The following is a 23,118-nucleotide window of genomic DNA, read 5'->3' on the forward strand; positions in this document are numbered from 1 at the left end:
TCCTCTCTTGTTATGGCTCTTTAGCGCAGAAAAACTGTGCCTTTCAGATAAAGTGTGGCCTGCCCGCCCATCAGCACGCGCGAGCCTTTCAGCTCACAGCGTACATCACCGCCTCGCGCTGAAACCTGGCGGGCAAACAGAGTCGTTTTACCCAGCTTCTCGCTCCAGTAGGGGATTAGCATCGTATGCGCGGAGCCGGTAACCGGGTCTTCCGGCACGGAGACGCCCGGGGAGAAAAAGCGGCTGACAAAATCATATTCCCCCTCACCGCGCGCCGTAACGCTCACCTTATGCTCGCCTGGCGTCATCGCTGAAAAGCGCGGTGCGAGGGCTTCAACCTGCTGGCGGTTGTCCAGCACGATCAGCCAGGCGCGCCCTTTACGGGCCTCAACGTAGCGGCTGATGCCCAGCGCCGAGAGCATCTCCGGCGGGGGCATCTCTTCCTGGGTTGGGCATGCCGGGAAGTCCAGCGTCATCCACTCCCCCTCCCGGCTGACCGTCAGGCGGCCAGACGCGGTATCGAAGTGGATCCGCGAATCAGGGTAGTCCAGCTCGGTAAACAGGACGTGCGCCGCCGCGAGCGTAGCGTGGCCGCAGAGATTGACTTCGGTAAGCGTGGTAAACCAGCGTAGCTCAATGCCGCCTTTACTGCAGACAAAAAAGGCCGTCTCTGACTGATTATGCTGCTGCGCCATTTTCAGCAAGGTCTCGTCGGGTAACCATTCCTTGAGCGGGCAAACGGCCGCCGGGTTGCCGCCAAACGAGGTCTCGCTGAACGCATCGACCAGATAAAAATCAATCTCCTGCATTGTCTTACCGCCTGTTTTTATTGTGTTGTTCTTTTATATTCAATGAAAACAGCGTCCCCGGCTACCGCTTTCATAAGGTAAATATTGAGATCTGCATCACATAATGGTTGAGTTTTCGCCGTTCAACGTTTTAAGATCGTCCCCTCTTCTTTTCAGCAACGAATCTCCGACATCCCTATGACAACGAACACAGTTTCCCGCAGGGTTGCGTGGCTACGCGTGGTCACGCTGGCCATTGCCGCGTTTATCTTTAACACCACAGAATTTGTTCCGGTTGGGCTGTTGTCTGACATCGCTGAAAGTTTCCAGATGGAAACGGCTCAGGTGGGCATTATGTTGACCATCTACGCCTGGGTGGTGGCGCTGATGTCTTTGCCGTTTATGCTGCTGACCAGCCAGATAGAGCGGCGCAGGCTGCTGATCGGTCTGTTCGTGCTGTTCATCGCCAGTCATGTTCTGTCGTTTATGGCGTGGAATTTTACGGTGCTGGTCATTAGCCGAATTGGCATTGCCTTTGCCCATGCGGTGTTCTGGTCGATCACCGCGTCGCTGGCTATTCGCCTGGCGCCGGCGGGTAAACGCGCTCAGGCGCTGAGCCTGCTGGCCACCGGTACCGCGCTGGCGATGGTGCTGGGTCTGCCGATTGGCCGCATCGTGGGGCAATACTTCGGCTGGCGTACCACCTTCTTCGCCATCGGCATGGGCGCGCTGATTACGCTGGTGTGCCTGATAAAACTGCTGCCCGCGCTGCCCAGCGAGCATTCCGGCTCGCTGAAAAGCCTGCCGCTGCTGATGCGCCGCCCCGCGCTGCTGAGCATCTACCTGCTGACCGCCATCGTGGTGACGGCCCATTACACGGCGTATAGCTACATTGAACCGTTTGTGCAGGTTGTGGCGGGCTTTAGCGCCAGCTTTGCCACCGTCTTACTGTTGATCCTCGGCGGTGCGGGCATTATTGGCAGCGTGCTGTTCGGTAAGCTCGGCAACCGCCATGCTTCCACGCTTGTGAGCAGCGCCATTGGCCTGCTGCTGGCCTGCCTGCTGCTGCTGATGCCCGCCGCGGGCAGCGAGAGCCATCTGGCGATCCTCAGCCTGTTCTGGGGCGTGGCGATCATGGTGATTGGCCTGGGCATGCAGGTGAAAGTGCTGGCTCTGGCGCCGGATGCAACGGACGTGGCGATGTCGCTCTTTTCCGGTATTTTCAATCTGGGCATTGGCGCGGGGGCGCTGGTGGGAAATCAGGTCAGCCTGCACGTGTCGATGTCGGCGATTGGCTATCTGGGCGCCATTCCGGCGCTGGTGGCGCTTGTCTGGTCAGTGCTCATCTTCCGTAAATGGCCGGTGGCGCTGGAGGAACAGGGGCAGCATGGGTGAGGGTTGTTGGTGCCGGGTGGCGGCTTCGCCTTACCCGGCCTACGAAATCCGTCTTTTTGTAGGTCGGGTAAGCGCAGCGCCACCCGGCAATCACATCAATGATAGGTCTTAATAATTTCCAGCACGCCGTTAATAATAAACTGCACGCCCATACACACCAGCAAGAAGCCCATCAGACGGGAAATCGCCTCGATACCGCCCTTGCCTACCCAGCGCATAATGGCGCCGGAGCTGCGCAGCGACGCCCACACGATAACCCCGATGATTGCAAAAATCAGCGGCGGCGCAACCGTCAGCACCCAGTCCGGGAAGGTTGCGCTGTCGCGCACCGTCGACGCGGAGCTGATGATCATCGCGATGGTACCCGGCCCCGCCGTGCTTGGCATGGCAATCGGCACAAAGGCGATATTCGCACTCGGTTCGGTTTCCAGCTCTTCGGATTTGCTGGCCGCTTCCGGCGACTCATGGGCCTTTTGTGCCGGGAACAGCATGCGGAAACCGATAAAGGCCACGATCAGCCCCCCGGCGATGCGCAGGCCAGGGATGGAGATCCCGAAGGTGTTCATCACCACCTGTCCCGCGTAGTAGGCCACCATCATGATGGCAAACACGTACACCGAGGCCATCAGCGACTGATGGTTGCGCTCGGCGCTGTTCATATTCCCTGCCAGCCCGAGGAAAAGCGCCACCGTCGTTAACGGGTTAGCCAACGGCAGCAAGACCACCAGCCCAAGGCTGATTGCTTTAATTAAATCCAACATAGTGCGTTGTTGTCCTTATCCATAGTTAACTCAGCAATTATAGGGTGAAAATGTGACATTCAGCTATGGGCGCAGCGTAACGATTCTTCTCCTTCTGAAATCATAACTCACAGTTATCTATCTGATTTGAAAGCCCTCAAAAAAAGTTCATGAAACGTTTTAGCAATTCGTGGCATCGGCTTACTCATTCAGTTGACTTATACTTGCCTGAGCAATAATATCTGCCGTGACTAACTACTTGCCAGGGCAACCATTGTGAAAAGCACCAGTGATATCTTTAACGACGTTGTTCCGCTGGGTCGTCTTATTCATATGGTAAATCAGAAAAAAGACCGCCTGCTCAACGACTATCTGTCACCGCTGGATATCACCGCAACACAGTTCAAAGTGCTGTGTTCCATTCGCTGCGAAGTGTGTATCACACCGGTTGAGCTGAAAAAGGTGCTCTCTGTCGATCTGGGTGCGTTGACCCGCATGCTCGATCGTCTCGTCTGCAAAGGATGGATAGAACGTAGCCCTAACCCCAATGACAAACGCGGCGTACTGGTAAAGCTGACCAGCGATGGCGCGGCCATGTGCGAGCAATGTCATCAATTAGTAGGACAAACACTGCATCAGGAACTAACAAAAAACTTAACGGCAGATGAAGTGGCAACCCTTGAGCTCTTGCTGAAGAAAATACTGCCGTAAACAGAAAAAGAGGTATGACGATGTCCAGACGCAATACTGACGCTATCACCATTCATAGCATTTTGGACTGGATCGAAGATAACCTGGAATCGCCGCTCTCCCTTGAAAAAGTGTCAGAGCGTTCAGGTTACTCCAAATGGCACCTGCAACGGATGTTCAAAAAAGAGACCGGCCATTCATTAGGACAATACATTCGCAGCCGCAAGCTGACGGAAATTGCCCAGAAACTGAAAGAAAGCAATGAGCCGATCCTTTACCTGGCGGAGCGTTACGGATTTGAATCGCAGCAAACCCTGACGCGCACGTTCAAGAACTATTTTGACGTGCCGCCTCATAAGTACCGAATCACCAGCGTGCCGGGCGAATCCCGATACCTGTATCCGTTAAAACACTGTAGTTAATCATCGCCTGTAACAGACGTAACCGAGGAAATCATGAAAGTTACCGCCTCCGCCGCCCTCGCCTTGCTGGTGTTGTTCTCCAGCCAGACCTTCGCGGAGCAAACCCCTCGTGCAACGCAGCAAAATAATCCTGATACGATGATTTTGCCGTCAGCACATGACCAGACGCCTTATGATTTCAACCATATGGGTGCTGGTAGCGACAAATCCGACGAATTAGGCGTGCCTTATTATAATCAGCACGGCCTCTGATTCGTTTTTGCCCCGCAGACGCGGGGCTTTTTTTATGCCTTTCTTACCCGCGTCGCCCGACGCACGCGCAGGCCAAAGACATTAATGTACAGCCCGGCCATGATCAGCACGGCGCCCAGCAGCTGCAGCGCGCTCAGCGTTTCATCCAGTAACAGTGCCGCACTGGCAAGCCCCACCACCGGAACCAGCAGGGATAACGGCGCGACGCGCCAGGTTTCATAGCGGCCCAGCAGCGTTCCCCAGATCCCGTAGCCCACAATGGTAGCGACAAAGGCCAGATAAACCAGCGAAAGAATGGTGGTCAGGTCGATCTCGACCAGGCTGTTGAGCATGACCTGCGGGCCATCCAGAATCCACGCCGCGACCATAAACGGTAAGACGGGGATCAGCGCGCTCCACACCACCAGGGACATCACCTGCGGGCGCGCCTCGTGCTGCATAATCAACTTGTTGAAGATATTCCCGCAGGCCCAGCTCAGCGCTGCCGCCAGCGTCAGCATAAAGCCCAGCAGCGCCACGTGCTGACCATTCAGGCTGGCCTCTATCAGCACCAGCACGCCAAACACCGCAAGCGTAATTCCCGCCAGCTGTTTACCCTGCAGGCGCTCGCCAAACACAAACGCGCCGAGAATAATGGTAAAGAACGCCTGTGCCTGTAAGACCAGCGAGGCGAGACCGGCCGGCATACCGAACTTGATGGCGCAGAAGAGAAATGCGAACTGGCCAAAGCTGATGGTCAAACCGTAGCCCAGCAGCAGTTTTAAGGGAATTTTGGGACGGGCAACGAAGAAGATGGCCGGGAACGCAACCAGCATAAAACGCAAACCGGCCAGCATGAGCGGAGGCATGTTGTGCAGCCCCAGCTTGATGACCACAAAATTGAGTCCCCATACTACGACCACCAGCAACGCCAGCAGCCCATCTTTACGCGTCATACCCTGCCCCTGAATTATTAATAATTTGTTAACACTTCAAGGTAACAGAAAAAAGTACGCCACGAGAAGATCATTAATTCTGGCAGTCAGGCGAAGCACTTACGGATAAATTGGGCGCTATACAAGCCCCTTATGTCGTGATACTCCTTTTAGAACACAACATAAAAAAGCATAAGCATTTGTCGGGCAGGAATATGAAACCATCTCTCAGGCGCTCAACCGCGGCGCTGCTGGCATCGTCATTGTTATTAACCATTGGTCGGGGGGCAACGCTGCCGTTTATGACCATTTATCTCACGCGCGTCTACAGCATGAGCGTCGAGAATATCGGTTATGCCCTGACGATTGCGTTGACCATTGGCGTGGTATTCAGCCTGGGGTTTGGCATTCTGGCCGACAAATTCGATAAAAAACGCTACATGCTGATCGCCATCGTGGCCTTTATCGCCGGATTTGTGGCGATCCCGCTGGTGGGTAACGTCACGCTGGTGGTGCTGTTCTTTGCGCTGATCAACTGCGCCTATTCCGTCTTTTCGACGGTGCTGAAAGCCTGGTTCTCCGACGTGCTGACCTCCAGTGAAAAAGCCCGCGTTTTTTCGCTGAACTACAGCTTCCTGAATATCGGCTGGACGATCGGGCCGCCGATTGGCACCCTGCTGGTGATGTACAGCCTGCAGCTCCCGTTCTGGCTGGCGGCCTTCTGCGCCGCGCTGCCGCTGGGGTTTATCCATTTCTTTGTGCAAAAGAGCGTGGCGTTAGATACCGCCGAGGAGAAGATGCCCTGGCAGCCGTCGGTATTGCTGAAGGACCGCGCGCTGTTCTGGTACACGCTCTCTGGCCTGCTCGCGTCATACGTCGGCGGCTCGTTCGCCACCTGCATTTCGCAGTATGTCCTGGCCGCGCATGCGGACAGTAATTTCGCCGAAAAGGTGGTCGCCGTGGTGCTGCCCGTTAACGCCGCCGTGGTGGTGACGCTGCAGTATGCGCTGGGCCGCAAGATCTCTGCCCGCAATATTCGCCCGCTGATGACCGCAGCCACCCTGTTTTTCATCGCGGGGCTGGCCGGCTTTATGCTCTCCGGTGAAAACCTGGTCTACTGGGGCATCGCTGCCGCCATCTTTACGCTGGGTGAGATTATCTATGCGCCGGGTGAATACATGCTGATCGATAACATCGCCCCGCCGGGGATGAAAGCCAGCTACTTCTCCGCCCAGGCGCTGGGCTGGCTCGGCGCGGCGGCAAACCCGATGATCACCGGTATTATCCTGACCAACCTGCCGCACTGGTCGCTGTTCGTGATTATGATGGCCGCCATTGTGGTCGCATGGCTGATGATTTTGCGCGGGATGAGCGTGAAGGCGTGGTGCGAAACGCCCAACGTGGCGTAGCGCCTGTAGGCCGGGTAAGGCGTAGCCGCCCCCCGGCAACAGCAACAGTCTAGTGGTGCAGCATCTCCTCCACCACCTGCTGTTTATACATCTCGTTCGGATAATAGGTCGGCCAGTTATCCATCTCCTTCAGCAGCGCCTCGTGTGAGGTGTTGCCCATGAAGATGTGGAAATGCGAAGAGGCCTTTGGCGCGATGGTGTGGTCGCTGAACTGCACAAACTTCGGTGCCTTGCTGCCGGCATCCTTACACTCAAACAGATAGCGAACGCCCTTTTTCCCCGATGCGTAGGTCAAAATTTTGTAGCCGCTGTAATCATAGCGACAGCTGCTGACCGCATTGCCTTTATGGAATTCCATCACGTTATTTTCGATGCCGATGGCATCCACGTCCGTCGCGTAACCCGTGCGGTAATAGGCTTTAACCTGGTCGAAGGATTTGCTTTTATCCTTCCGGGCCTTCTGTTTAAAGACCGGATCCAGCGAGCCGTCAAGCAGGAAGGGATAGACGGACTGCCAGGTGCCGTCCCAGTCCGACAGAGGTCTGTCCTTAACGTCTTTGTCCTCAAAGACGCCATTCGCCGCCTTTTGTTCCGCTTCGCTCATCGCGTGTCCGTGTGAATGGGCAAACAGCTGGCCGCTGACCAGCATCGCCCCCAGAGTCATGGCAAATTTCCCAATATGTGCAGCCAAAATAACACCCTCGTTCCGTTTTATAAGAATTCGAATGTTATATTATAACATTTCAAATCGCAACCAGCCCGCGAACGCCCTCCTGCTCCATGTTTTCTCCCCGCCCGCGCTGAATAATGGTGCCGCGCGACATCAGCAGGTAGCTGTCGGCCAGCTCGGCGGCAAAGTCGTAAAACTGCTCGACCAGCAGGATCGCCATATCCCCCCGGTTCGCCAGGGTGCGGATCACCAGGCCTATCTCCTTAATCACCGAAGGTTGTATGCCTTCCGTGGGCTCATCGAGGATCAGCAGCTGCGGGCGGCTCGCCAGCGCGCGACCAATCGCCAGCTGCTGCTGCTGCCCGCCGGAGAGATCGCCGCCGCGACGGTGCTTCATCTCTTTGAGCACCGGGAACAGCTGCCAGATTTCGTCCGGCACCTGCTTAGCCTCGCGGGCTGAGAAGCGCGACAGCCCCAGCAGAAGGTTCTCCTCCACGGTCAGGCGCGGGAAAATCTCCCGTCCCTGCGGGACGTACGCGACGCCAGAGTGCACCCGCTGGTGCGGCTTGCTGTGGGTGATCTTTTTCCCCTGCCAGATCACCTCCCCGGTTTTCGCCGGGATCAGCCCCATCAGACACTTCAGCAGCGTGGTTTTCCCTACGCCGTTGCGTCCCAGCAGACAGGTGACTTCGCCGGTGACGGCCTCAAAGCTCACGCCGCGCAGGATATGGCTTCCGCCGTAATACTGATTCAGTTCGTTGACCTGTAGCATCACCTCTCCTTAACGTCCCAGATAGACCTCAATCACCTGCTCGTTGGCCTGCACCTCGCGAAGCGACCCCTCCGCCAGCACGCGCCCCTGATGCAGCACCGTCACGCGATCGGCGATGGTTTCCACAAAACCCATGTCGTGCTCCACCACCATCAGGGAATGTTTCCCCGCCAGCGTTTTGAACAGCTCTGCGGTATATTCCGTTTCCGCGTCGGTCATCCCGGCGGCGGGTTCATCCAGCAGCAGCAGGTGCGGATCCTGCACCAGCAGCATACCAATCTCCAGGAACTGCTTTTGCCCGTGCGATAGCAGCCCGGCGCGGCGATCCCGCTCGCTGCTAAGGCGAAGCAAAACCAGCATCTCATCGATACGGTCGCGCTGATCACCGCTGAGCGTTGCCCGCAGGCTCGCCCAGACGGATTTATCGGTTTTCATCGCGATTTCGAGGTTTTCCCACACCGTCAGCGCTTCAAAGACCGTGGGTTTCTGGAACTTACGCCCGATGCCCTGGCGGGCGATGGCCGCAGGCTCCAGCCCGGTCAGATCGACGGACTGATCGTAAATGGCCCGCCCGCTTTTTGGCCGCGTCTTGCCGGTGATCACGTCCATCAGCGTGGTTTTACCTGCCCCGTTGGGACCAATCACGCAGCGCAGCTCGCCCACGCCGATATTCAGCGTGAGATCGGTCAGGGCCTGAAAGCCATCAAAATTCACGTTAATGGATTCAAGCTGAAGCACCGGGTCGGTCTGCTCGCGGTAGCGGTCACCGGGCAGCTGGCGGGTGAATAACCCTTCGGCTGGCTGCATTATTTCTCTCCCTTACGAAACAGGCCGTAAACGCCGCGCGGTAAAAACAGCGTGACGGCGATGAAAATCAGTCCCAGAAACAGCTGCCAGTACTCCGGCATCGCGACGGTGAAGAAGCTCTTCGCCCCGTTGACCAGCGCCGCGCCAATGACCGGCCCCACCAGCGTGCCGCGCCCGCCCAGCGCTACCCAGATGGCGGCTTCTATCGAGTTCGTCGGCGACATTTCGCCGGGGTTGATAATGCCCACCTGAGGGACATACAGCGCCCCGGCCAGGCCGCACAGCACCGCAGACAGCGTCCACACCAGCAGCTTGAACCCGCGCGGATCGTACCCGCAAAAGGTCAGGCGGTTTTCGGCGTCGCGAACGGCGGTCAGGATGCGGCCAAACTTGCTCTTTGCCAGCGCAAACCCGGTGCCGAGCGCCAGGAGCAGCAACAGCACGGTCGCCAGAAACAGCGCGACGCGCGTGGTAGTTTCCGTCACCGAAAACCCGAGCAGCGTGGTGAAGCCGGTAAAGCCGTTATTGCCGCCAAAGCCGGTTTCGTTGCGAAAGAACAGCAGCATCCCGGCATAGGTCAGCGCCTGGGTCATAATCGAGAAATAGACCCCTTTGATCTTCGAGCGGAAGGCAAACCAGCCAAACACCAGCGCCAGCAGCCCGGGGACCAGCACAATCAGCATCAGCGCCCAGGCAAAATGCTGAGTGCCCCACCAGAACCACGGCAGTTCGCTCCAGGAGAGAAACGACATAAACGCAGGCAGACCGTCGCCGGACGCCTGGCGCATCAGGTACATACCCATCGCGTAGCCGCCCAGGGCAAAGAAAATGCCATGCCCCAGGGACAGCATGCCGGCATAGCCCCACACCAGATCCAGCGCCACCGCCACGATGGCGTAGCAGAGGATCTTACCGAGAAGGGTCAGCATCCAGGTCGATAGCGCCAGCGGATGCGTCGCGGGCAGTAAGGCGAAAAACGGCAGTATCAGCAGGCACACGACCAGCAGGCTGCCGGCAATCTGCGTTGTGCGCGGCGCTTTACGCACCAGCGTTAAGGTCAGCGGCTGGCTCATCAGTCAATTACCCTCCCTTTCAGCGCAAACAGTCCCTGAGGGCGTTTCTGAATAAACAGCACGATCGCCACCAGAATCAAGATCTTACCCAGCACGGCCCCCATCTGCGGTTCAAGAATTTTGTTAAAGATCCCCAGGCCAAACGCCGCGGCGACGCTGCCTGCCAGCTGGCCAACCCCGCCAAGAACGACTACAAGGAACGAGTCGATAATGTAACCCTGGCCCAGCTCCGGCCCGACGTTACCGAGCTGGGAAAGCGCCACGCCGCCCAGGCCCGCAATACCGGAGCCAAGCCCGAAGGCCAGCATATCGACCCGGCCCGTCGGTACCCCACAGCAGGCGGCCATGCTGCGGTTTTGCGTTACCGCGCGCACGTTCAGGCCGAGACGGGTTTTGTTCAGAATGAGCCAGGTGAAGAACAGCACCAGCAGCACGAAGCCCAGCACCACGATGCGGTTCCACGGCAGGGTCAGGTTGGCAAAAACCTGCACCCCGCCGGAAAGCCAGGCCGGGTTCGCCACCTCCAGGTTCTGGGCGCCAAACGTCATGCGCACCAGCTGGATAAGCATCAGGCTGATCCCCCACGTTGCCAGCAGCGTTTCCAGCGGACGGCCATACAAATGGCGAATCACGGTGCGCTCCAGCACCATCCCGATGCCTGCCGTCAGGCAGAATGCGACCGGCAGCGCGATAACGGGATAGAGCCACAGCCACTGGGGAGCAAGCCCGGCCATCGCCTGCTGCACCATCCACGTGGCATACGCGCCCAGCATCAGCATCTCGCCGTGCGCCATGTTAATTACGCCCAGCAGGCCGTAGGTGATGGCGAGCCCCAGCGCCGCCAGCAGCAGCACCGACCCCAGCGACAGCCCCATAAACGCCTGGCCCAGCAGGTCGCCCCACATCAGCCGATGCTGGATCTGGCTAAGGCTCTCCTGCGCGGCTGCGCGAACCCCGGCGTCAGGCTCGGTTTGTGCCTGAGTAAACGGGGTGAGTCTGGACTCCACGTCCGGATCGTCGGACTGCCCGAGCCGTTCGACCGCCCTGCGGCGCACCTCTGCCTGCGGGCTGGCCAGCTGAAGATTCGCCACCGCCAGCAGCAGCGCCTGACGCGCCACCGCGTCCGATTCATCCTTTAGCCGCGTTTCCAGGAAAGCCTGCATACCGGGCTGGGCGTCCCGCTGAAGCTGGCGCGCCGCCGCGCGCCTTTCGGTGACACTGTCACTGACGAGCTGATGGGTTGCAATGGCCGTTGCGGCAAGCACCCGCAGCCGGTTAGTCAGGCGAACGGCCCTGGTTGGCCCCGCAGCCGCCTGGCTTTCGCCGAGCGGGATGACGTCGCCATTACGCTGTGCAAAGGCGTGCTTCTGCGCGTCGACGTAGAGGTTTTCCTTTTGCAGCGCCTGGAGCAGCGGCAACCTTGCCGCATCCGGCGATGCGGCCCACTGCGCCAGCAGTTCCGCCTGCTGGCTGCGACTGGCGGCAACAAAACGATCGGCGTCCGATGCCTGCGCCATCCCTGGCAGCAGTCCGGTAAGCCATACAAGCGCGACAAGCGTGCGTATGAGGTTCATGGCTTTCTCCCTGCGGTGATGGCTTAGTTGCTGGCGGTTTTCATCGGCTGGTCGGGCTTTTTATCATTCCCGGCAATGAACGGGCTCCACGGCTGGGCGCGTACCGGCTGTTCCGTCTGCCACACCACGTTAAACTGGCCGTTGCCTTCGATTTCGCCGATCATGACCGGCTTGTGCAGGTGGTGGTTGGTGGCATCCATGGTGAGCGTAAAGCCAGACGGTGCCTTAAAGGACTGCCCGGCCATCGCCGCACGCACTTTATCCACGTCGGTGCTGCCCGCTTTTTCCACCGCCTGCGCCCACATATGGATACCCACGTAGGTGGCCTCCATCGGATCGTTGGTCACCACGGTATCGGCGTTCGGCAGCTTATGCGCTTTGGCATAGGCTTTATAGTCCGCCACGAAGGCCTGGTTGGTCGGGTTATCGACGGACTCAAAGTAGTTCCACGCGGCCAGGTTGCCTACCAGCGGTTTGGTGTCGATCCCGCGCAGCTCTTCTTCACCCACGGAGAACGCAACGACCGGCACGTCCGTCGCCTTCAGCCCCTGGTTAGCCAGCTCTTTGTAGAACGGAACGTTGGAATCGCCGTTGATGGTCGAAACCACGGCGGTTTTACCACCGGCGGAGAATTTCTTGATGTTGGCGACGATGGTCTGGTAGTCGCTATGGCCAAACGGGGTATAAACCTCTTCGATGTCCTTATCCTCAACGCCTTTCGAGTGCAGGAAGGCGCGCAGGATCTTGTTGGTGGTGCGCGGGTAGACGTAGTCCGTGCCCAGCAGGAAGAAACGCTTCGCCGCGCCGCCGTCTTCGCTCATCAGGTATTCCACCGCCGGGATGGCCTGCTGGTTCGGCGCCGCGCCGGTATAGAAGACGTTCGGCGACATCTCCTCGCCTTCATATTGCACCGGGTAGAACAGCAGGCCGTTCAGCTCTTCGAACACAGGCAGGACGGATTTTCGTGATACCGACGTCCAGCAGCCGAACACCACTGCCACTTTGTCCTGACTTAACAGCTGGCGTGCTTTCTCGGCAAACAGCGGCCAGTTTGAGGCCGGATCAACCACCACCGGCTCCAGCTTCTTGCCCAGCACGCCACCTTTCGCGTTGATCTCGTCAATCGTCATCAGGGCAACGTCTTTCAGCGGAGTTTCGGAGATCGCCATGGTGCCGGAAAGAGAGTGCATGATCCCCACTTTGATGGTGTCGGCCGCCTGCACGCCGAAACTCATTCCCATAGCAACGACAGAGGCAGACAACGCGAAGGCTTTTAATAAAGTACGACGATGCATATTTTCACTCCTGAAAAAGAACGCTGTGCGAAGACGTCCGTTACGGCGTGGACGCGGAAAAAAATGTCTCAGCGAAGCAGGAGCAAAAAGGATGCCAGAATGGAGAAAGCGCTATTTCAGGACCTGGAAAGCGGGATGTAAAGAGAACGACTCAGAATGGCACAGCGCTGCACTTTTATAATGCAGCGCCGGGAAAGCGTGATTACCAGACTTCGCTGGCGATCTGCGTCACCAGACGGACTTTGTCCCACTGCTGGGTTTCGCTCAGGCTGTTGCCCTCTTCGGTAGAGGCAAAGCCGCACTGCGGGCTAAGGCAAATTTGCTCTATCGCCACGTATTTTGCCGCCTCTTCCAGACGCGCCTTCACGCCCTCAGGATTTTCCAGCTCGCCGTTTTTAGTGGTGATAAGACCCAGCACCACCTGCTGCTTGCCCGGGCGGACAAAGCGTAGCGGCGCGAAATCCCCGCTGCGGTCGTTATCATATTCCAGGAAGAACGCGTCAACGTTGACCGTGCCAAACAGCACTTCCGCCACCGGCTCATAGCCGCCCTCGGAGATCCAGGTTGAGCGGAAGTTACCGCGGCAGACGTGCAGGCCGATAGTCAGATCGTCCGGCTTGCCCTCCAGGGCCTTGTTCAGCACGCGGGCATAGATGCGCGCCAGCTCGTCGGCATCATCCCCGCGCTCGCGGATCTGGCGGCGCTGATCGTCCGAACAGAGGTAGGCCCAGACGGTGTCATCCAGTTGCAGGTAGCGGCAGCCCGCGTCGTAGAAGGCCCGGATGGCGTCGCGCCAGGTGGTCGCCAGATCGTCGAAATAGACGTCCAGGTCCGGATACACGGTCGCATCGATGTCTTTGCGACCGCCGCGGAAATGCAGCACGCTCGGGCTTGGGATGGTCATTTTCGGCAGGGCTTCACCGCTGATGCTTTTCAGATAGCGAAAGTCTTCCAGCATCGGATGCTCGCCAAAGCCCAGCTTGCCGGTCACGCGTACGCCGTGGGCTTTGGTTTGCACCCCGTTAAACTGAATGCCCTGCTGTGAATCGTAACGCTCAACGCCCTGCAGACCGTCGAAGAAGTCGAAGTGCCACCAGGCGCGGCGGAACTCGCCGTCGGTGACCACGTTCAGCCCGCACGCGCACTGTTGCTCAACGACGTGGCGGATAGCGTCATCCTCAACCGCACGAAGCTGTCCGGCGTCAATTTCGCCGCTGGCGAACTTCTGGCGAGCCTGTTTGATCGCATCCGGGCGTAAAAAGCTGCCGACTACATCGGCGCGGAACGGGGCGTGGTGTCGTTGCATGGAAATCTCCTCAGCCTGCCGGCGATAATTGCCGGCAGTGATAATTCATCATTTGAAGTTTTAGACTTCTGGATGTCTAAATGTCCAAAAAAGATGTCATACCTGTCCTGTTCCGGCAAACGAGAAAATTTCACGGGTGTTGAAAAAAATTCATGTTCACAGGACAGCGGCGGTTTCGCTGCTGGCAAAGGCGAACTTTTCATCTTCCCAGCCGGTGATGCCCCCGAGCATGATTTTGACCGGCAGCCCAAGACGCGCCAGCTTCAGCGCGGCCCTGTCCGCGCCGTTACAGTGCGGTCCCGCGCAGTAAACGACGAACAGCGTGCCCTCGGGCCATTGGGCCATGCGCTCCGCGGTAATCTGGCTCCGCGGCATATGCAGTGCGCCAGGCACGTGACGGCGGGCAAACTGCTCCGGGCTCCCCACCACGTGCAGCAGCACGAAATCCTGCTCCTGGTTGGCGATAGCGTGATGCACGTCAGCACAGTCGGTTTCCACACTCAGGCGACGCAGAAAATGGGTGACGGCCTCCTGCGGCTCGGCAGCCGGAAATTCAGTAACATAGCTCATGATTCTTCCTCATCTTTGGCGTTTGTGATAACACTACTCTATCCACAAATTCAGCTCGTGAATGCGCTCGTGTATGCCAGAAAACAGCAAAAAGATGACAAACTTAAGACAAACTCCCCGCCCGAAGGTGGTCGTGCTGGCGTATGACGGCCTGTGTACCTTTGAGTTTGGCGTGGCGGTGGAGATCTTCGGCCTGCCGCGTCCCGAGCTAGGAGACGAGTGGTATCGTTTTGCGGTGGCAGGCGTAGATAGCGGTGAACTTCGGGCGACGGGCGGGATCCGCATCATTACCGACGGCGATATTTCCCTGCTTGAGTCTGCCGACCTGATCGTCGTGCCGGGCTGGCGGGGTCTGGATGCACCGGTTCCGGACGCGCTCTGCAGCGCCTTACGTCAGGCCAGCGCGCGGGGCTGTCAGCTGCTGTCCATCTGTTCGGGCGTGTTTGTTCTGGCCGCCTCGGGGCTGCTGAACGGGCGCAAAGCCACGACGCACTGGCGCTACCTTGACGCGCTTAAGGCCCGCTACCCGGACATCGACGTGGTCGAGGATGTGCTCTACCAGGACGAAGGGAATATACTGACCTCCGCAGGCAGCGCGGCGGGGATCGATCTCTGTCTGCACGTCGTGCGCCGGGACTATGGAATGGAAACCGCCAACAGCGTCGCGCGTCGGCTGGTCATTCCCCCGCACAGGGACGGCTCGCAGCCGCAGCAGCTGAGCCGCCCGGTCGCGCAGCTACGGGAAAGCCAGCGTCTGGGTCAGCTGTTTGATTTTTTGCATACGCATCTCGTTGAGCCGCACAGCGTCGACTCGCTGGCGCGTCGGGTTGGCATGAGCCAGCGCACCTTTCTTCGTCGCTTCGAGGCAGCAACGGGAACAACGCCCGCGCGCTGGTTACTCAATGAACGCCTGCTGCGGGCCAAAGATTATCTGGAAAGCAGCCGTTTAAGCATCGACAGCATCGCAGAACAGACCGGGTTTGGGCAGGCATCGACGCTGCGCCATCATTTTCGCCAGCAGTTCGCGCTTTCCCCGGCCCAGTATCGCAAACAATTTTCACGTCCCGACGCTGCCCGCTGAGGGGGCGGTCTGGATATCGCCATGTTGATTACGCAGGAATACGGAGCACCTGATGGTTACCACACACGTTTTTATCGCGGTCAGCCTTGATGGCTACATCGCCCGGGAGAATGACGACATCGACTGGCTGCTGCAGCGCGATGACCCGACAGAAGATCATGGCTATGCGGCGTTCATCGCCGACAAAGAGTGGATTGTGATGGGCCGGGGGAGCTACGAGAAGGTGTTGACCTTTGACGCATGGCCTTATGACCGCCCCGTGCTGGTACTCTCCCGACAGTTGGCCAATACTCCCGTGCCGGAGACGCTGAAGGGCAAAGTGCAGTTTTCAGGACGCACGCCAAAGGAGGCTCTCGACGATCTCGCCGCGCAAAACGTCCATCGCGTCTATCTCGATGGCGGCCGGGTGATACAGTCGTTCCTGCGCGAAGGGCTGGTCGCCGATATGGTTATCACGACCGTTCCGGTTCTGCTCGGGTCGGGAAAACCGCTGTTCGGCACCCTTCCACGGGATATAGATTTGACACTGGTATCAAGCCGCAGCTTCCCTTCGGGCCTGGTGCAGTCGCACTATCGTGTAACGCCATAAAGCCACGCCTGCGCCGCTGCGGGCAAAAAAAAACCGCCATTAACTGGCGGTAAATGCTTGCATGGATAGATTTGTATTTTGGTCTCTACGTCCCGACACTCCATGGCCGGGCAGCGGATCCCTTACAACCTACCACTATTCATCTTAACGAACCCTAAACAGCGCTATTAACCTGCCTGGGTATTGATTTGCAAATAACGCATCAGGCCCTGCTCCGCACTCTCTCTGGCGTCATCATTGATGGCCTCAAGATAAAACGAGCGCGAAACGCCATACGGTGCTTTTTCAGACGGATATACGGCAAACTGGAATGTTTTTCCGCGCGCTTTGTGGGTACAGCCTAATTCCCAGCGATCGTCATTAATTTTGGTGCTATTACAGTCGACGTGACCGTAATCGCTGGTTAAATAAGACCCTACGCGAGCTTCTGCAGAGTGAATATATTCCGGTTCATCATCGTTGATATAGCGAAACCCTGCGGTTGCCCCAACGGCGACCACGAGAAGCGCAAGCATCATTATTTTTTTCATTTAACAGACCCATTCCTTAGCCAGAGGATTCCTATTATATAGGATTATTCTCTAAATCTAATGTCCAATTTTGTACCAGAAATGGCGGTTAATCATCAGTAAATTAATTTTAAGAAAAATCTCACTCCGGCGTAAATTCGACAAAACCTGACAATCACTTTGCGTTAATTTGAATTACCGAATAATAACACGATGGAATTATTGGCATGATAGCTCCGCGTTCTCATTCTGCGGTGAAACCATGATTAAAAAAGGGTTATCTTTCGTCATGCTTATCTGCGCGCTGTTCTCAGGCCAGATTATGGCTGGACACAAAGGGCATGAATATATATGGGTAAAGAATGTGGAGCATCAGCTTCGTCATGAAGCCGACAGCGATGAGCTGCGAAGCGAGGCGGAAGAGTCGGCAGAGGGTTTGCGCGACCACCACCTGTGGCAGAAATCGCGCAAACCGGACACGCACGTTCGGTAATTAGCTGCCCTTGCGCTTTGGCAGGGTTTTCATCAGATCGTCAGGGCTAACGGAGGCCACAATGCTGCCGGGCTGCGGCATTTTGAAGATGTGGTTTTTCATCTTGCCAATGACGTGCATTTCGCAAGGACGGCAGTCAAATTTAAGGGTCAGAACTTCGTCCCCATTCACCAGCTGCATCGGGGTGGCCTTCCAGCTTTTGATATTCCCTTTCGCCTGCTTCGGACACAGGTTAAACGCAAAGCGGAGGCAGTGCTTGGTGATCATCACCGGCACGTCGCCCTTCTCTTCGTGCGCTTCATAGGCCGCGTCGATCAGCTGCACGCCGTGGCGGTGGTAGAACGCACGGGCCTTATGGTTGTAGACGTTGGCGAGGAAGGACAAATGCGTATCCGGGTAAACGGGCGCCGGAACGGCTTCGGCTTTACGGCTGCCGCGCGGATACTGCGCCAGGCGTGCGGCATCGAGCATCTCTGCCGTTTCGCGACGGAACTGGTTAAGCAGGCTGTTCGGCACGAACAGCGCGTCCGGCAGATTCACGTCGATAGCGCGCGCATAGTAAATCGTCTGACCCAGCTTCGCCACGCCGTCCTTCAGGCTGTTAAGCGCTTTTTCCGCGTTGTTTGCCACCTCGAACAGGCCGTCAAGCGTATGCGTCACGCTAATCCCGTCTTCACAGGTCATGGTCAGAATAAGCTGCTCTTCCCAGCCACCCAGCTCAATGTCTACCGCGATGCGGCGTTCGCTGGAGGTTTTCAGCAGCGCCTGCTGCCAGTTATGGTCGAGGTTACGGTTAAGCGCCGCGTTCGGCCGCGCTTTGTAGAGATCGGCCGGCATTTCGTTCGGCCACACGCGGTAGCGATTCTCACCGGTTTTTTCCACCGTATTGGCGCGGAAGCCCACCACTTCACGCTTGATCATCACGTTAAGGCCGTCGCCGTTAGCCAGCGGCTCCGTCACTTCAACGTCAAGATGATCTTTCGCCACCTTCAGCACTTCGCCGACCGGTAAACCGATAAACTTCGGTGAGTCAAACGCGCCGATATCCCCTTTACGGGCATTCACGAAATAGTCCGTACTGCCGCGGTGGAACGTTTTGTCCGTTGACGGAACAAAGAAATGCTCGGTACGACCGGCCGACGCGCGTGCCAGGTCGCCGCGATCTTCAATAATGGCGTCCAGCATCTGGCGATAGTGCGCGGTGATGTTCTTCACGTAGCTCATGTCTTTGTAACGCCCTTCAATCTTGAAGGAACGCACGCCTGCATCGATCAGCGCGCCCAGGTTAGCGGTCTGATCGTTATCCTTCATGGAGAGCAGATGTTTTTCGAACGCCACGACGCGGCCCTGATCGTCTTTCAGGGTATACGGCAGGCGGCAGGCCTGAGAACAGTCGCCGCGGTTGGCGCTGCGGCCCGTTTGCGCGTGGGAAATGTTGCACTGTCCAGAATAGGCGACGCACAGCGCGCCGTGGATGAAGAACTCAATCGTCGCGTCGGTCGCCTGATGAATATCGCGGATCTGATTCAGGTTAAGCTCGCGCGCCAGAACGATCTGCGAAAAGCCAACGTCGGAGAGAAACTTCGCCTTCTCTACCGTGCGGATATCGCACTGGGTGCTGGCGTGCAGTTCAATGGGGGGAATATCCAGCTCGAGCACGCCCATATCCTGAACAATCAGGGCATCGACGCCGGTCTGGTAGAGATCGGTAATCAGACGTTGCGCAGGCTCCAGCTCATCATCATGAAGAATGGTGTTCAGGGTCACGAACACTTTCGCCCCGAAACGGTGGGCGAACGGCACCAGTTCAGCAATATCGCTCAGGCTGTTGCTGGCGTTATGGCGGGCACCGAAGCCAGGGCCGCCAATGTAGACGGCGTCTGCCCCATGAAGGATCGCTTCACGGGCAATGGCGGCGTCGCGGGCCGGGCTTAATAGTTCAAGATGATGGGATTGCAGGCGCATACTTCGTCGTTATCCGTTATGGTCAAAATGGCGGCTATTGTAGTCAGAAGTATGCGTCAGCGAAACAGTTTTGCGTAGCCTCAGCGGGGATAATGAATCAGGGAGTGAAAATGCACCGTCCGGTCGCTGCTGTTGCGGTAGGCATGCGGTTTATCGCCGGCAAAACGGACGCCCGAATCGGCGGAAATTGACTGCCATTCGCCGTCAATTTTCATCTCCAGTTCGCCGCTGATGACCACCACGTGTTCGATCACTCCCGCCTCGTGCGGCGTGGACTCGCTCAGGGCACCGGGTGCCAGCGTGATGGAGAAATGATCGAACCGGAGCGTCTCATCCCACGGGAAAAGCGGTTTAACCACCATCGCCTGCTGCTGCGGGTCAAACACCGCCTGGCGGTCCGCCTCCGGCGTGATGAACGTGGAAAACGGGACGTTCAGCCCCGTGGCGATTTTCCACAGCGTCGACACCGTCGGGCTGGATTCATTGCGCTCAATTTGCCCGAGCATGGCTTTGGAAACGCCGGTTTCGTCCGCCAGCTTCGACAAACTCCAGCCGCGCGCCTGACGCAGCGTTTTCAGCGTTGTTGCAAGATGTAGTGTGATGTCCATGTTCCCTCCTGGTGATGCGTAGCATACCACTTGTACGCTATAGCGCACAGTGTTACCTTATCGCGGACGCTATAACGCACAACGGAGTTTTCATGCGCTCTTCATCACATTTTGTTCCCACCGTACTGGCTGGGTTTGTCGCCGTTCTGGTGGGTTACGCCAGTTCGGCAGCCATCATCTGGCAGGCCGCGGCTGCGGCAGGTGCCAGCGCGCAGCAGATCGCGGGCTGGATGACCGCGCTGGGTATTGGAATGGGCGTCAGCACGCTAGCGCTTTCATGGTGGTATAAGGCGCCCGTGCTGACCGCCTGGTCGACGCCCGGCGCGGCGCTGCTCGCCACCAGCCTGCACGGCGTGACGCTGGCTGAAACGATCGGCGTCTTCATCTTTGCCAATGCGCTCATTTTACTTTGCGGCATCACCGGCTTATTCGCCCGGCTGATGAAGCTGATCCCCCATTCTCTGGCCGCCGCCATGCTGGCAGGCGTGCTGCTGCAGTTTGGCCTGCACGCGTTTGCGCACTTGGAGGGACACTTTCTGCTGTGCGGCAGCATGATTGCTGCATGGCTGATAGCAAAAGCGCTGGCTCCGCGCTATGCCATCGTGGTCACGCTGCTGGTGGGCGGTATCGTGGCATGGGCAGGCGGTGACGTTGTCACCGATAAGCTTACCCTCTCTCTGGTAATGCCTGAATTTATTGCCCCCTCCTTCACCTTTACCAGCCTGGTGAGCGTTGGCGTGCCCTTCTTCCTGGTGACCATGGCTTCGCAAAATGCGCCGGGCTTCGCCACGATGAAAGCCTCGGGTTACCCGCTGGCAGTCTCGCCGCTCATTATCGTTACCGGTGGGCTGGCGCTGCTGCTTTCGCCCTTTGGCGTCTTTTCCATCTGCATTGCGGCGATCACCGCCGCCATTTGTCAAAGCCCGGACGCGCACCCGGATCCCGCCAAACGCTGGCTGGCGGCCATTGCTGCCGGCGGGTTCTATCTGCTGGCGGGGATTTTCGGCGGCTCGATTACCGGGCTGATGGCCGCCCTGCCGCTCAGCTGGATCCAGACGCTGGCCGGTCTGGCGCTGCTGGGAACCATCAGCGGGAGCTTATATCAGGCGCTGAATCACGAAGCGGAGCGCGACGCGGCCATCGTCACGTTTCTGATGACCGCAAGCGGCGTCACGATCCTGGGGATTGGCTCGGCATTCTGGGGGCTGGTGCTGGGCGGCGTATGCTATGCCCTGTTTTCACGCGCTCGCCGCGCGTAGCTGCGACGGCGTCATGCCCGTCACGCTGCGAAAGCGGTTGCTAAAGTGGCTGGCGGAGTTAAACCCGCAGGCAAGGGCGATATCCGTCAGCGGCGTTGAGGTGTGCTGCACCAGGGCTTTCGCTTTTTCCATTCTCCTTTGCATCACGTACTGATGCGGCGCCAGCCCCGTCGACTGGCGGAACATGCGGGCAAAATGGTATTCGCTGAGGGCAGCCTGGGCCGCCAGTTCGGCCAGCGTCAGGGGCTGGCCCAGGTTCTCTTCAATAAAGGCCAGCACGTTGCGCAGCACAAACGGCGATAGCCCACCGGTGACGACCGGCAGCTTCCACTGCACGTTTGAGTAGTTTTGCAGCAGATGGGTCAGGAGTAGCGTAGAGGCCGTGCTCAGGGTGAGCTGGTTGGCGTGCTGCTGCCAGTCGCAGCCAAGCAAAAACTGGCGATACAGCGCGGTGATCTTCGGATCGCTGCCGAAAATACGTTCGTCCAGGGTCAGCGAAAGCGGCCGCTTGTCCCAGATTTTTTCGCCCACGTCGCGCAGGTGTTCATCGGTACAGTAGAGATGCACAAACGACAGATCGTCCCGGATATCCCACGTCGATTCGCTCTCTTTGGGCATCAAACAGAAACGGTCCGGCCCCCCGCCGTTCTTCCAGCCGCCCGGCGTTTTTTGGTAGCTTTCGTAACCGTCTGCCACGTACAGGCTAAGGGTGTGATGGTTACTTTTTACCGTTATCGTATCGTGCTTGTTGTACCACGCTGCCAGCTGAATACCCGAATTCAGAGAGACGGTTTCCCGCAGGACTGCATTCTGTTGGCAAAGCGTTTCAAAGGTATCGTAAGCGTGAGACATAACCGTTAGCGCGTGATGGACTGGAATGTCAGTCTAAGAAGAGTTGTCTTTCGTTGCCAGTCCCCGGGAAAGAAAAAAGCGCAAGATTTTGCAAGTCTGCCGCAAGCTGGTGAAAGCCCTTTATAAAATGCAGCGCCATACTGCGGGCTTCGGTGGTTTGAGAAGAGAACAATATGAACGCATTACTATACGGACTGGTGGTCATTATCTGGGGAACCACCTGGATTGCCATTTTCCTGCAGCAGGGCCCCGTGGCGGCGCCCGTCTCTATTTTCTGGCGCTTCGCCGTCGCGAGCCTCACGATGATGGTGGTATTACTCGCCCTGCGCCGCCTGCGCAAGCTGGCGCTGCGGGATCATCTTTTTTGCATGCTCCAGGGATGCTGCGTTTTCTGCTTTAACTTCTGGTGTTTTTACACCGCGGCCTCGCACATCAATACCGGGCTGGAGTCGGTGATCTTCTCCATGGCCGTGCTCTATAACGCCATTAACAGCTTTATTTTCTTCGGGCAGCGCCCACCCGCCCGTTTCTGGACGGCGGCGGCACTGGGCCTGGTCGGGATCGTCACCCTCTTCTGGGACGATCTGCTGGCCAGCGGCTGGAGCGCGTCGCTTCTGACGGGCATTGGTCTTTCCGCACTCGGTACCTACGGCTTCTCGCTGGGCAATATGATCAGCATGCGCCATCAGCGCAGAGGCCTTGAAACCATGACCACCAACGCCTGGGCGATGCTCTACGGCACGCTGGTGATGGGCTGCATTGCGCTCTTCAGAGGCGACAGCTTCACGCCGGAGTGGACCACCAGCTACATTGGCGCGCTGCTCTATCTGGCCCTGTTTGGTTCGGTGATTGCCTTTGGCGCGTACTTCACGCTGGTGGGACGCATTGGCCCGGGCAAAGCAGCCTACAGTACGCTGCTCTTCCCGCTGGTGGCGCTCTCCATCTCCACGGTGTATGAAGGCTACGTCTGGCATTTCAACGGAATTATTGGACTCTTGCTGATTCTGGGGGGAAATATGGTGATGTTTACCAAACCCGAAACCTGGTTCAGACGCCTGCGCACGGCGTAAATAAAACGGCCTGCA

Annotated in this window: 25 protein-coding genes; 10 read left to right on the plus strand and 15 right to left on the minus strand. The window is 57.9% G+C overall.

Annotation, left to right across the window (positions count from 1 at the left end; genetic code table 11):
* Positions 1-20: 20 nt before the first annotated feature.
* The gene (locus tag ABR39_RS20895; protein WP_047348535.1) at positions 21-809 is read right to left on the minus strand and encodes a PhzF family phenazine biosynthesis protein; all 789 of its coding nucleotides are present in this window, start codon (positions 807-809) and stop codon (positions 21-23) included.
* Positions 810-986: 177 nt separating this feature from the next.
* Here ABR39_RS20895 and ABR39_RS20900 point away from each other — a divergent pair, with 177 nt between their 5' ends.
* Positions 987-2,183, plus strand: coding sequence for a sugar transporter (locus ABR39_RS20900; RefSeq protein ID WP_047348536.1), 1,197 nt, complete (start codon positions 987-989; stop codon positions 2,181-2,183).
* A gap of 95 nt (positions 2,184-2,278) precedes the next feature.
* On the opposite strand, the gene ABR39_RS20905 is transcribed toward ABR39_RS20900, so the two are convergent.
* On the minus strand, positions 2,279-2,944 hold the full coding sequence (locus ABR39_RS20905) for a MarC family NAAT transporter (RefSeq protein ID WP_047348537.1): 666 nt from the start codon (positions 2,942-2,944) through the stop codon (positions 2,279-2,281).
* Between the two features lie 255 nt (positions 2,945-3,199).
* Between ABR39_RS20905 and marR the strand changes: the two genes are divergently transcribed.
* The 3 genes from marR to marB are packed head-to-tail and all read left to right on the plus strand — an operon-like array spanning position 3,200 to position 4,287.
* Complete coding sequence (marR, locus tag ABR39_RS20910) at positions 3,200-3,634, plus strand: multiple antibiotic resistance transcriptional regulator MarR (RefSeq protein WP_008502236.1); 435 nt, start codon at positions 3,200-3,202, stop codon at positions 3,632-3,634.
* A gap of 20 nt (positions 3,635-3,654) precedes the next feature.
* Positions 3,655-4,035, plus strand: a complete 381-nt coding sequence (gene marA / locus ABR39_RS20915; RefSeq protein ID WP_008502237.1) for an MDR efflux pump AcrAB transcriptional activator MarA — start codon at positions 3,655-3,657, stop codon at positions 4,033-4,035.
* Positions 4,036-4,068: 33 nt separating this feature from the next.
* Positions 4,069-4,287 carry a multiple antibiotic resistance protein MarB gene (marB, locus tag ABR39_RS20920; protein WP_047348538.1) on the plus strand — a complete coding sequence of 73 codons (219 nt, stop codon included), beginning with the start codon at positions 4,069-4,071 and terminating at the stop codon, positions 4,285-4,287.
* Positions 4,288-4,319: 32 nt separating this feature from the next.
* On the opposite strand, the gene eamA is transcribed toward marB, so the two are convergent.
* On the minus strand, positions 4,320-5,222 hold the full coding sequence (eamA, locus tag ABR39_RS20925) for an O-acetylserine/cysteine exporter (protein WP_047348539.1): 903 nt from the start codon (positions 5,220-5,222) through the stop codon (positions 4,320-4,322).
* Between the two features lie 194 nt (positions 5,223-5,416).
* Here eamA and ydeE point away from each other — a divergent pair, with 194 nt between their 5' ends.
* A complete protein-coding gene (gene ydeE, locus ABR39_RS20930; RefSeq protein ID WP_047348540.1) occupies positions 5,417-6,610 on the plus strand; it encodes an efflux MFS transporter YdeE in 1,194 nt (397 codons plus the stop codon).
* Between the two features lie 49 nt (positions 6,611-6,659).
* Here ydeE and zinT read toward each other — a convergent pair whose 3' ends face one another.
* The 8 genes from zinT to ABR39_RS20970 form a co-directional block, all read right to left on the minus strand.
* Entirely contained in the window at positions 6,660-7,301 is a 642-nt protein-coding gene (zinT, locus tag ABR39_RS20935; protein WP_047348541.1) for a metal-binding protein ZinT, read from the minus strand.
* A 52-nt stretch (positions 7,302-7,353) separates the two neighbouring features.
* Positions 7,354-8,052: an urea ABC transporter ATP-binding subunit UrtE gene (gene urtE / locus ABR39_RS20940; RefSeq protein WP_047348542.1), complete on the minus strand. Its 699-nt coding sequence runs from the start codon at positions 8,050-8,052 to the stop codon at positions 7,354-7,356.
* 9 nt (positions 8,053-8,061) lie between these two features.
* Positions 8,062-8,859: an urea ABC transporter ATP-binding protein UrtD gene (gene urtD / locus ABR39_RS20945; protein ID WP_047348543.1), complete on the minus strand. Its 798-nt coding sequence runs from the start codon at positions 8,857-8,859 to the stop codon at positions 8,062-8,064.
* Positions 8,859-9,932 (minus strand): urea ABC transporter permease subunit UrtC, encoded by a 1,074-nt coding sequence (urtC, locus tag ABR39_RS20950; protein ID WP_047348544.1) that lies wholly within the window; start codon positions 9,930-9,932, stop codon positions 8,859-8,861. The genes urtD and urtC overlap by 1 nt, the downstream gene beginning before the upstream one ends.
* Positions 9,932-11,506, minus strand: a complete 1,575-nt coding sequence (gene urtB / locus ABR39_RS20955; RefSeq protein ID WP_047348545.1) for an urea ABC transporter permease subunit UrtB — start codon at positions 11,504-11,506, stop codon at positions 9,932-9,934. The genes urtC and urtB overlap by 1 nt, the downstream gene beginning before the upstream one ends.
* Before the next feature lie 23 nt (positions 11,507-11,529).
* Positions 11,530-12,801: an urea ABC transporter substrate-binding protein gene (gene urtA / locus ABR39_RS20960; protein ID WP_047348546.1), complete on the minus strand. Its 1,272-nt coding sequence runs from the start codon at positions 12,799-12,801 to the stop codon at positions 11,530-11,532.
* 202 nt (positions 12,802-13,003) lie between these two features.
* Positions 13,004-14,107, minus strand: coding sequence for a cobalamin-independent methionine synthase II family protein (locus ABR39_RS20965; protein WP_047348547.1), 1,104 nt, complete (start codon positions 14,105-14,107; stop codon positions 13,004-13,006).
* 156 nt (positions 14,108-14,263) lie between these two features.
* Entirely contained in the window at positions 14,264-14,677 is a 414-nt protein-coding gene (locus ABR39_RS20970) for a rhodanese-like domain-containing protein (protein ID WP_047348548.1), read from the minus strand.
* Between the two features lie 73 nt (positions 14,678-14,750).
* Between ABR39_RS20970 and ftrA the strand changes: the two genes are divergently transcribed.
* Together ftrA and ABR39_RS20980 are read left to right on the plus strand one after the other, a co-directional pair.
* Positions 14,751-15,758, plus strand: coding sequence for a transcriptional regulator FtrA (gene ftrA, locus ABR39_RS20975; RefSeq protein WP_047348549.1), 1,008 nt, complete (start codon positions 14,751-14,753; stop codon positions 15,756-15,758).
* A gap of 52 nt (positions 15,759-15,810) precedes the next feature.
* Entirely contained in the window at positions 15,811-16,347 is a 537-nt protein-coding gene (locus ABR39_RS20980; RefSeq protein ID WP_047348550.1) for a dihydrofolate reductase family protein, read from the plus strand.
* A gap of 167 nt (positions 16,348-16,514) precedes the next feature.
* Here the strand turns inward: ABR39_RS20980 and ABR39_RS20985 are convergent, their stop codons facing one another.
* Positions 16,515-16,877 (minus strand): hypothetical protein, encoded by a 363-nt coding sequence (locus tag ABR39_RS20985; protein ID WP_047348551.1) that lies wholly within the window; start codon positions 16,875-16,877, stop codon positions 16,515-16,517.
* A 241-nt stretch (positions 16,878-17,118) separates the two neighbouring features.
* Between ABR39_RS20985 and ABR39_RS20990 the strand changes: the two genes are divergently transcribed.
* Positions 17,119-17,349 (plus strand): DUF2554 family protein, encoded by a 231-nt coding sequence (locus tag ABR39_RS20990; protein WP_047348552.1) that lies wholly within the window; start codon positions 17,119-17,121, stop codon positions 17,347-17,349.
* Here ABR39_RS20990 and ABR39_RS20995 read toward each other — a convergent pair whose 3' ends face one another.
* Both ABR39_RS20995 and ABR39_RS21000 read right to left on the minus strand, forming a co-directional pair.
* Positions 17,350-19,314 carry a peptidase U32 family protein gene (locus ABR39_RS20995; protein WP_047348553.1) on the minus strand — a complete coding sequence of 655 codons (1,965 nt, stop codon included), beginning with the start codon at positions 19,312-19,314 and terminating at the stop codon, positions 17,350-17,352.
* An 80-nt stretch (positions 19,315-19,394) separates the two neighbouring features.
* The gene (locus tag ABR39_RS21000; RefSeq protein WP_047348554.1) at positions 19,395-19,922 is read right to left on the minus strand and encodes a helix-turn-helix domain-containing protein; all 528 of its coding nucleotides are present in this window, start codon (positions 19,920-19,922) and stop codon (positions 19,395-19,397) included.
* 14 nt (positions 19,923-19,936) lie between these two features.
* On the opposite strand from ABR39_RS21000, the gene ABR39_RS21005 reads away from it, so the two are divergent.
* On the plus strand, positions 19,937-21,181 hold the full coding sequence (locus tag ABR39_RS21005) for a benzoate/H(+) symporter BenE family transporter (protein WP_072059269.1): 1,245 nt from the start codon (positions 19,937-19,939) through the stop codon (positions 21,179-21,181).
* On the opposite strand, the gene ABR39_RS21010 is transcribed toward ABR39_RS21005, so the two are convergent.
* On the minus strand, positions 21,161-22,033 hold the full coding sequence (locus ABR39_RS21010; RefSeq protein ID WP_047348556.1) for a helix-turn-helix transcriptional regulator: 873 nt from the start codon (positions 22,031-22,033) through the stop codon (positions 21,161-21,163). The two genes, ABR39_RS21005 and ABR39_RS21010, sit on opposite strands and share 21 nt — an antisense overlap.
* Positions 22,034-22,206: 173 nt before the next feature.
* Here ABR39_RS21010 and ABR39_RS21015 point away from each other — a divergent pair, with 173 nt between their 5' ends.
* The gene (locus ABR39_RS21015; RefSeq protein ID WP_047348557.1) at positions 22,207-23,103 is read left to right on the plus strand and encodes a DMT family transporter; all 897 of its coding nucleotides are present in this window, start codon (positions 22,207-22,209) and stop codon (positions 23,101-23,103) included.
* The last annotated feature ends 15 nt before the right edge of the window (positions 23,104-23,118 follow it).

Source organism: Enterobacter genomosp. O (assembly GCF_001022965.1).
In the GTDB taxonomy this organism is placed as follows: domain Bacteria; phylum Pseudomonadota; class Gammaproteobacteria; order Enterobacterales; family Enterobacteriaceae; genus Enterobacter; species Enterobacter cloacae_L.

What these genes read in the sequence shown, in the direction of transcription:
- urtD (WP_047348543.1), bottom strand. Translation starts at nt 8,859, where the DNA reads ATGCAGCCAGCCGAAGGGTTATTCACCCGCCAGCTGCCCGGTGACCGC.
- eamA (WP_047348539.1), bottom strand. Translation starts at nt 5,222, where the DNA reads ATGACGCGTAAAGATGGGCTGCTGGCGTTGCTGGTGGTCGTAGTATGG.
- ydeE (WP_047348540.1), top strand. Translation starts at nt 5,417, where the DNA reads ATGAAACCATCTCTCAGGCGCTCAACCGCGGCGCTGCTGGCATCGTCA.
- ABR39_RS20900 (WP_047348536.1), top strand. Translation starts at nt 987, where the DNA reads ATGACAACGAACACAGTTTCCCGCAGGGTTGCGTGGCTACGCGTGGTC.
- urtC (WP_047348544.1), bottom strand. Translation starts at nt 9,932, where the DNA reads ATGAGCCAGCCGCTGACCTTAACGCTGGTGCGTAAAGCGCCGCGCACA.
- ABR39_RS21005 (WP_072059269.1), top strand. Translation starts at nt 19,937, where the DNA reads ATGCGTAGCATACCACTTGTACGCTATAGCGCACAGTGTTACCTTATC.
- ABR39_RS21015 (WP_047348557.1), top strand. Translation starts at nt 22,207, where the DNA reads ATGAACGCATTACTATACGGACTGGTGGTCATTATCTGGGGAACCACC.
- ABR39_RS20990 (WP_047348552.1), top strand. Translation starts at nt 17,119, where the DNA reads ATGATTAAAAAAGGGTTATCTTTCGTCATGCTTATCTGCGCGCTGTTC.
- urtB (WP_047348545.1), bottom strand. Translation starts at nt 11,506, where the DNA reads ATGAACCTCATACGCACGCTTGTCGCGCTTGTATGGCTTACCGGACTG.
- ABR39_RS20985 (WP_047348551.1), bottom strand. Translation starts at nt 16,877, where the DNA reads ATGAAAAAAATAATGATGCTTGCGCTTCTCGTGGTCGCCGTTGGGGCA.
- ftrA (WP_047348549.1), top strand. Translation starts at nt 14,751, where the DNA reads ATGCCAGAAAACAGCAAAAAGATGACAAACTTAAGACAAACTCCCCGC.
- marA (WP_008502237.1), top strand. Translation starts at nt 3,655, where the DNA reads ATGTCCAGACGCAATACTGACGCTATCACCATTCATAGCATTTTGGAC.
- ABR39_RS20965 (WP_047348547.1), bottom strand. Translation starts at nt 14,107, where the DNA reads ATGCAACGACACCACGCCCCGTTCCGCGCCGATGTAGTCGGCAGCTTT.
- ABR39_RS21010 (WP_047348556.1), bottom strand. Translation starts at nt 22,033, where the DNA reads ATGTCTCACGCTTACGATACCTTTGAAACGCTTTGCCAACAGAATGCA.
- urtE (WP_047348542.1), bottom strand. Translation starts at nt 8,052, where the DNA reads ATGCTACAGGTCAACGAACTGAATCAGTATTACGGCGGAAGCCATATC.
- urtA (WP_047348546.1), bottom strand. Translation starts at nt 12,801, where the DNA reads ATGCATCGTCGTACTTTATTAAAAGCCTTCGCGTTGTCTGCCTCTGTC.
- ABR39_RS20970 (WP_047348548.1), bottom strand. Translation starts at nt 14,677, where the DNA reads ATGAGCTATGTTACTGAATTTCCGGCTGCCGAGCCGCAGGAGGCCGTC.
- ABR39_RS21000 (WP_047348554.1), bottom strand. Translation starts at nt 19,922, where the DNA reads ATGGACATCACACTACATCTTGCAACAACGCTGAAAACGCTGCGTCAG.
- marB (WP_047348538.1), top strand. Translation starts at nt 4,069, where the DNA reads ATGAAAGTTACCGCCTCCGCCGCCCTCGCCTTGCTGGTGTTGTTCTCC.
- ABR39_RS20995 (WP_047348553.1), bottom strand. Translation starts at nt 19,314, where the DNA reads ATGCGCCTGCAATCCCATCATCTTGAACTATTAAGCCCGGCCCGCGAC.
- ABR39_RS20895 (WP_047348535.1), bottom strand. Translation starts at nt 809, where the DNA reads ATGCAGGAGATTGATTTTTATCTGGTCGATGCGTTCAGCGAGACCTCG.
- ABR39_RS20980 (WP_047348550.1), top strand. Translation starts at nt 15,811, where the DNA reads ATGGTTACCACACACGTTTTTATCGCGGTCAGCCTTGATGGCTACATC.
- ABR39_RS20905 (WP_047348537.1), bottom strand. Translation starts at nt 2,944, where the DNA reads ATGTTGGATTTAATTAAAGCAATCAGCCTTGGGCTGGTGGTCTTGCTG.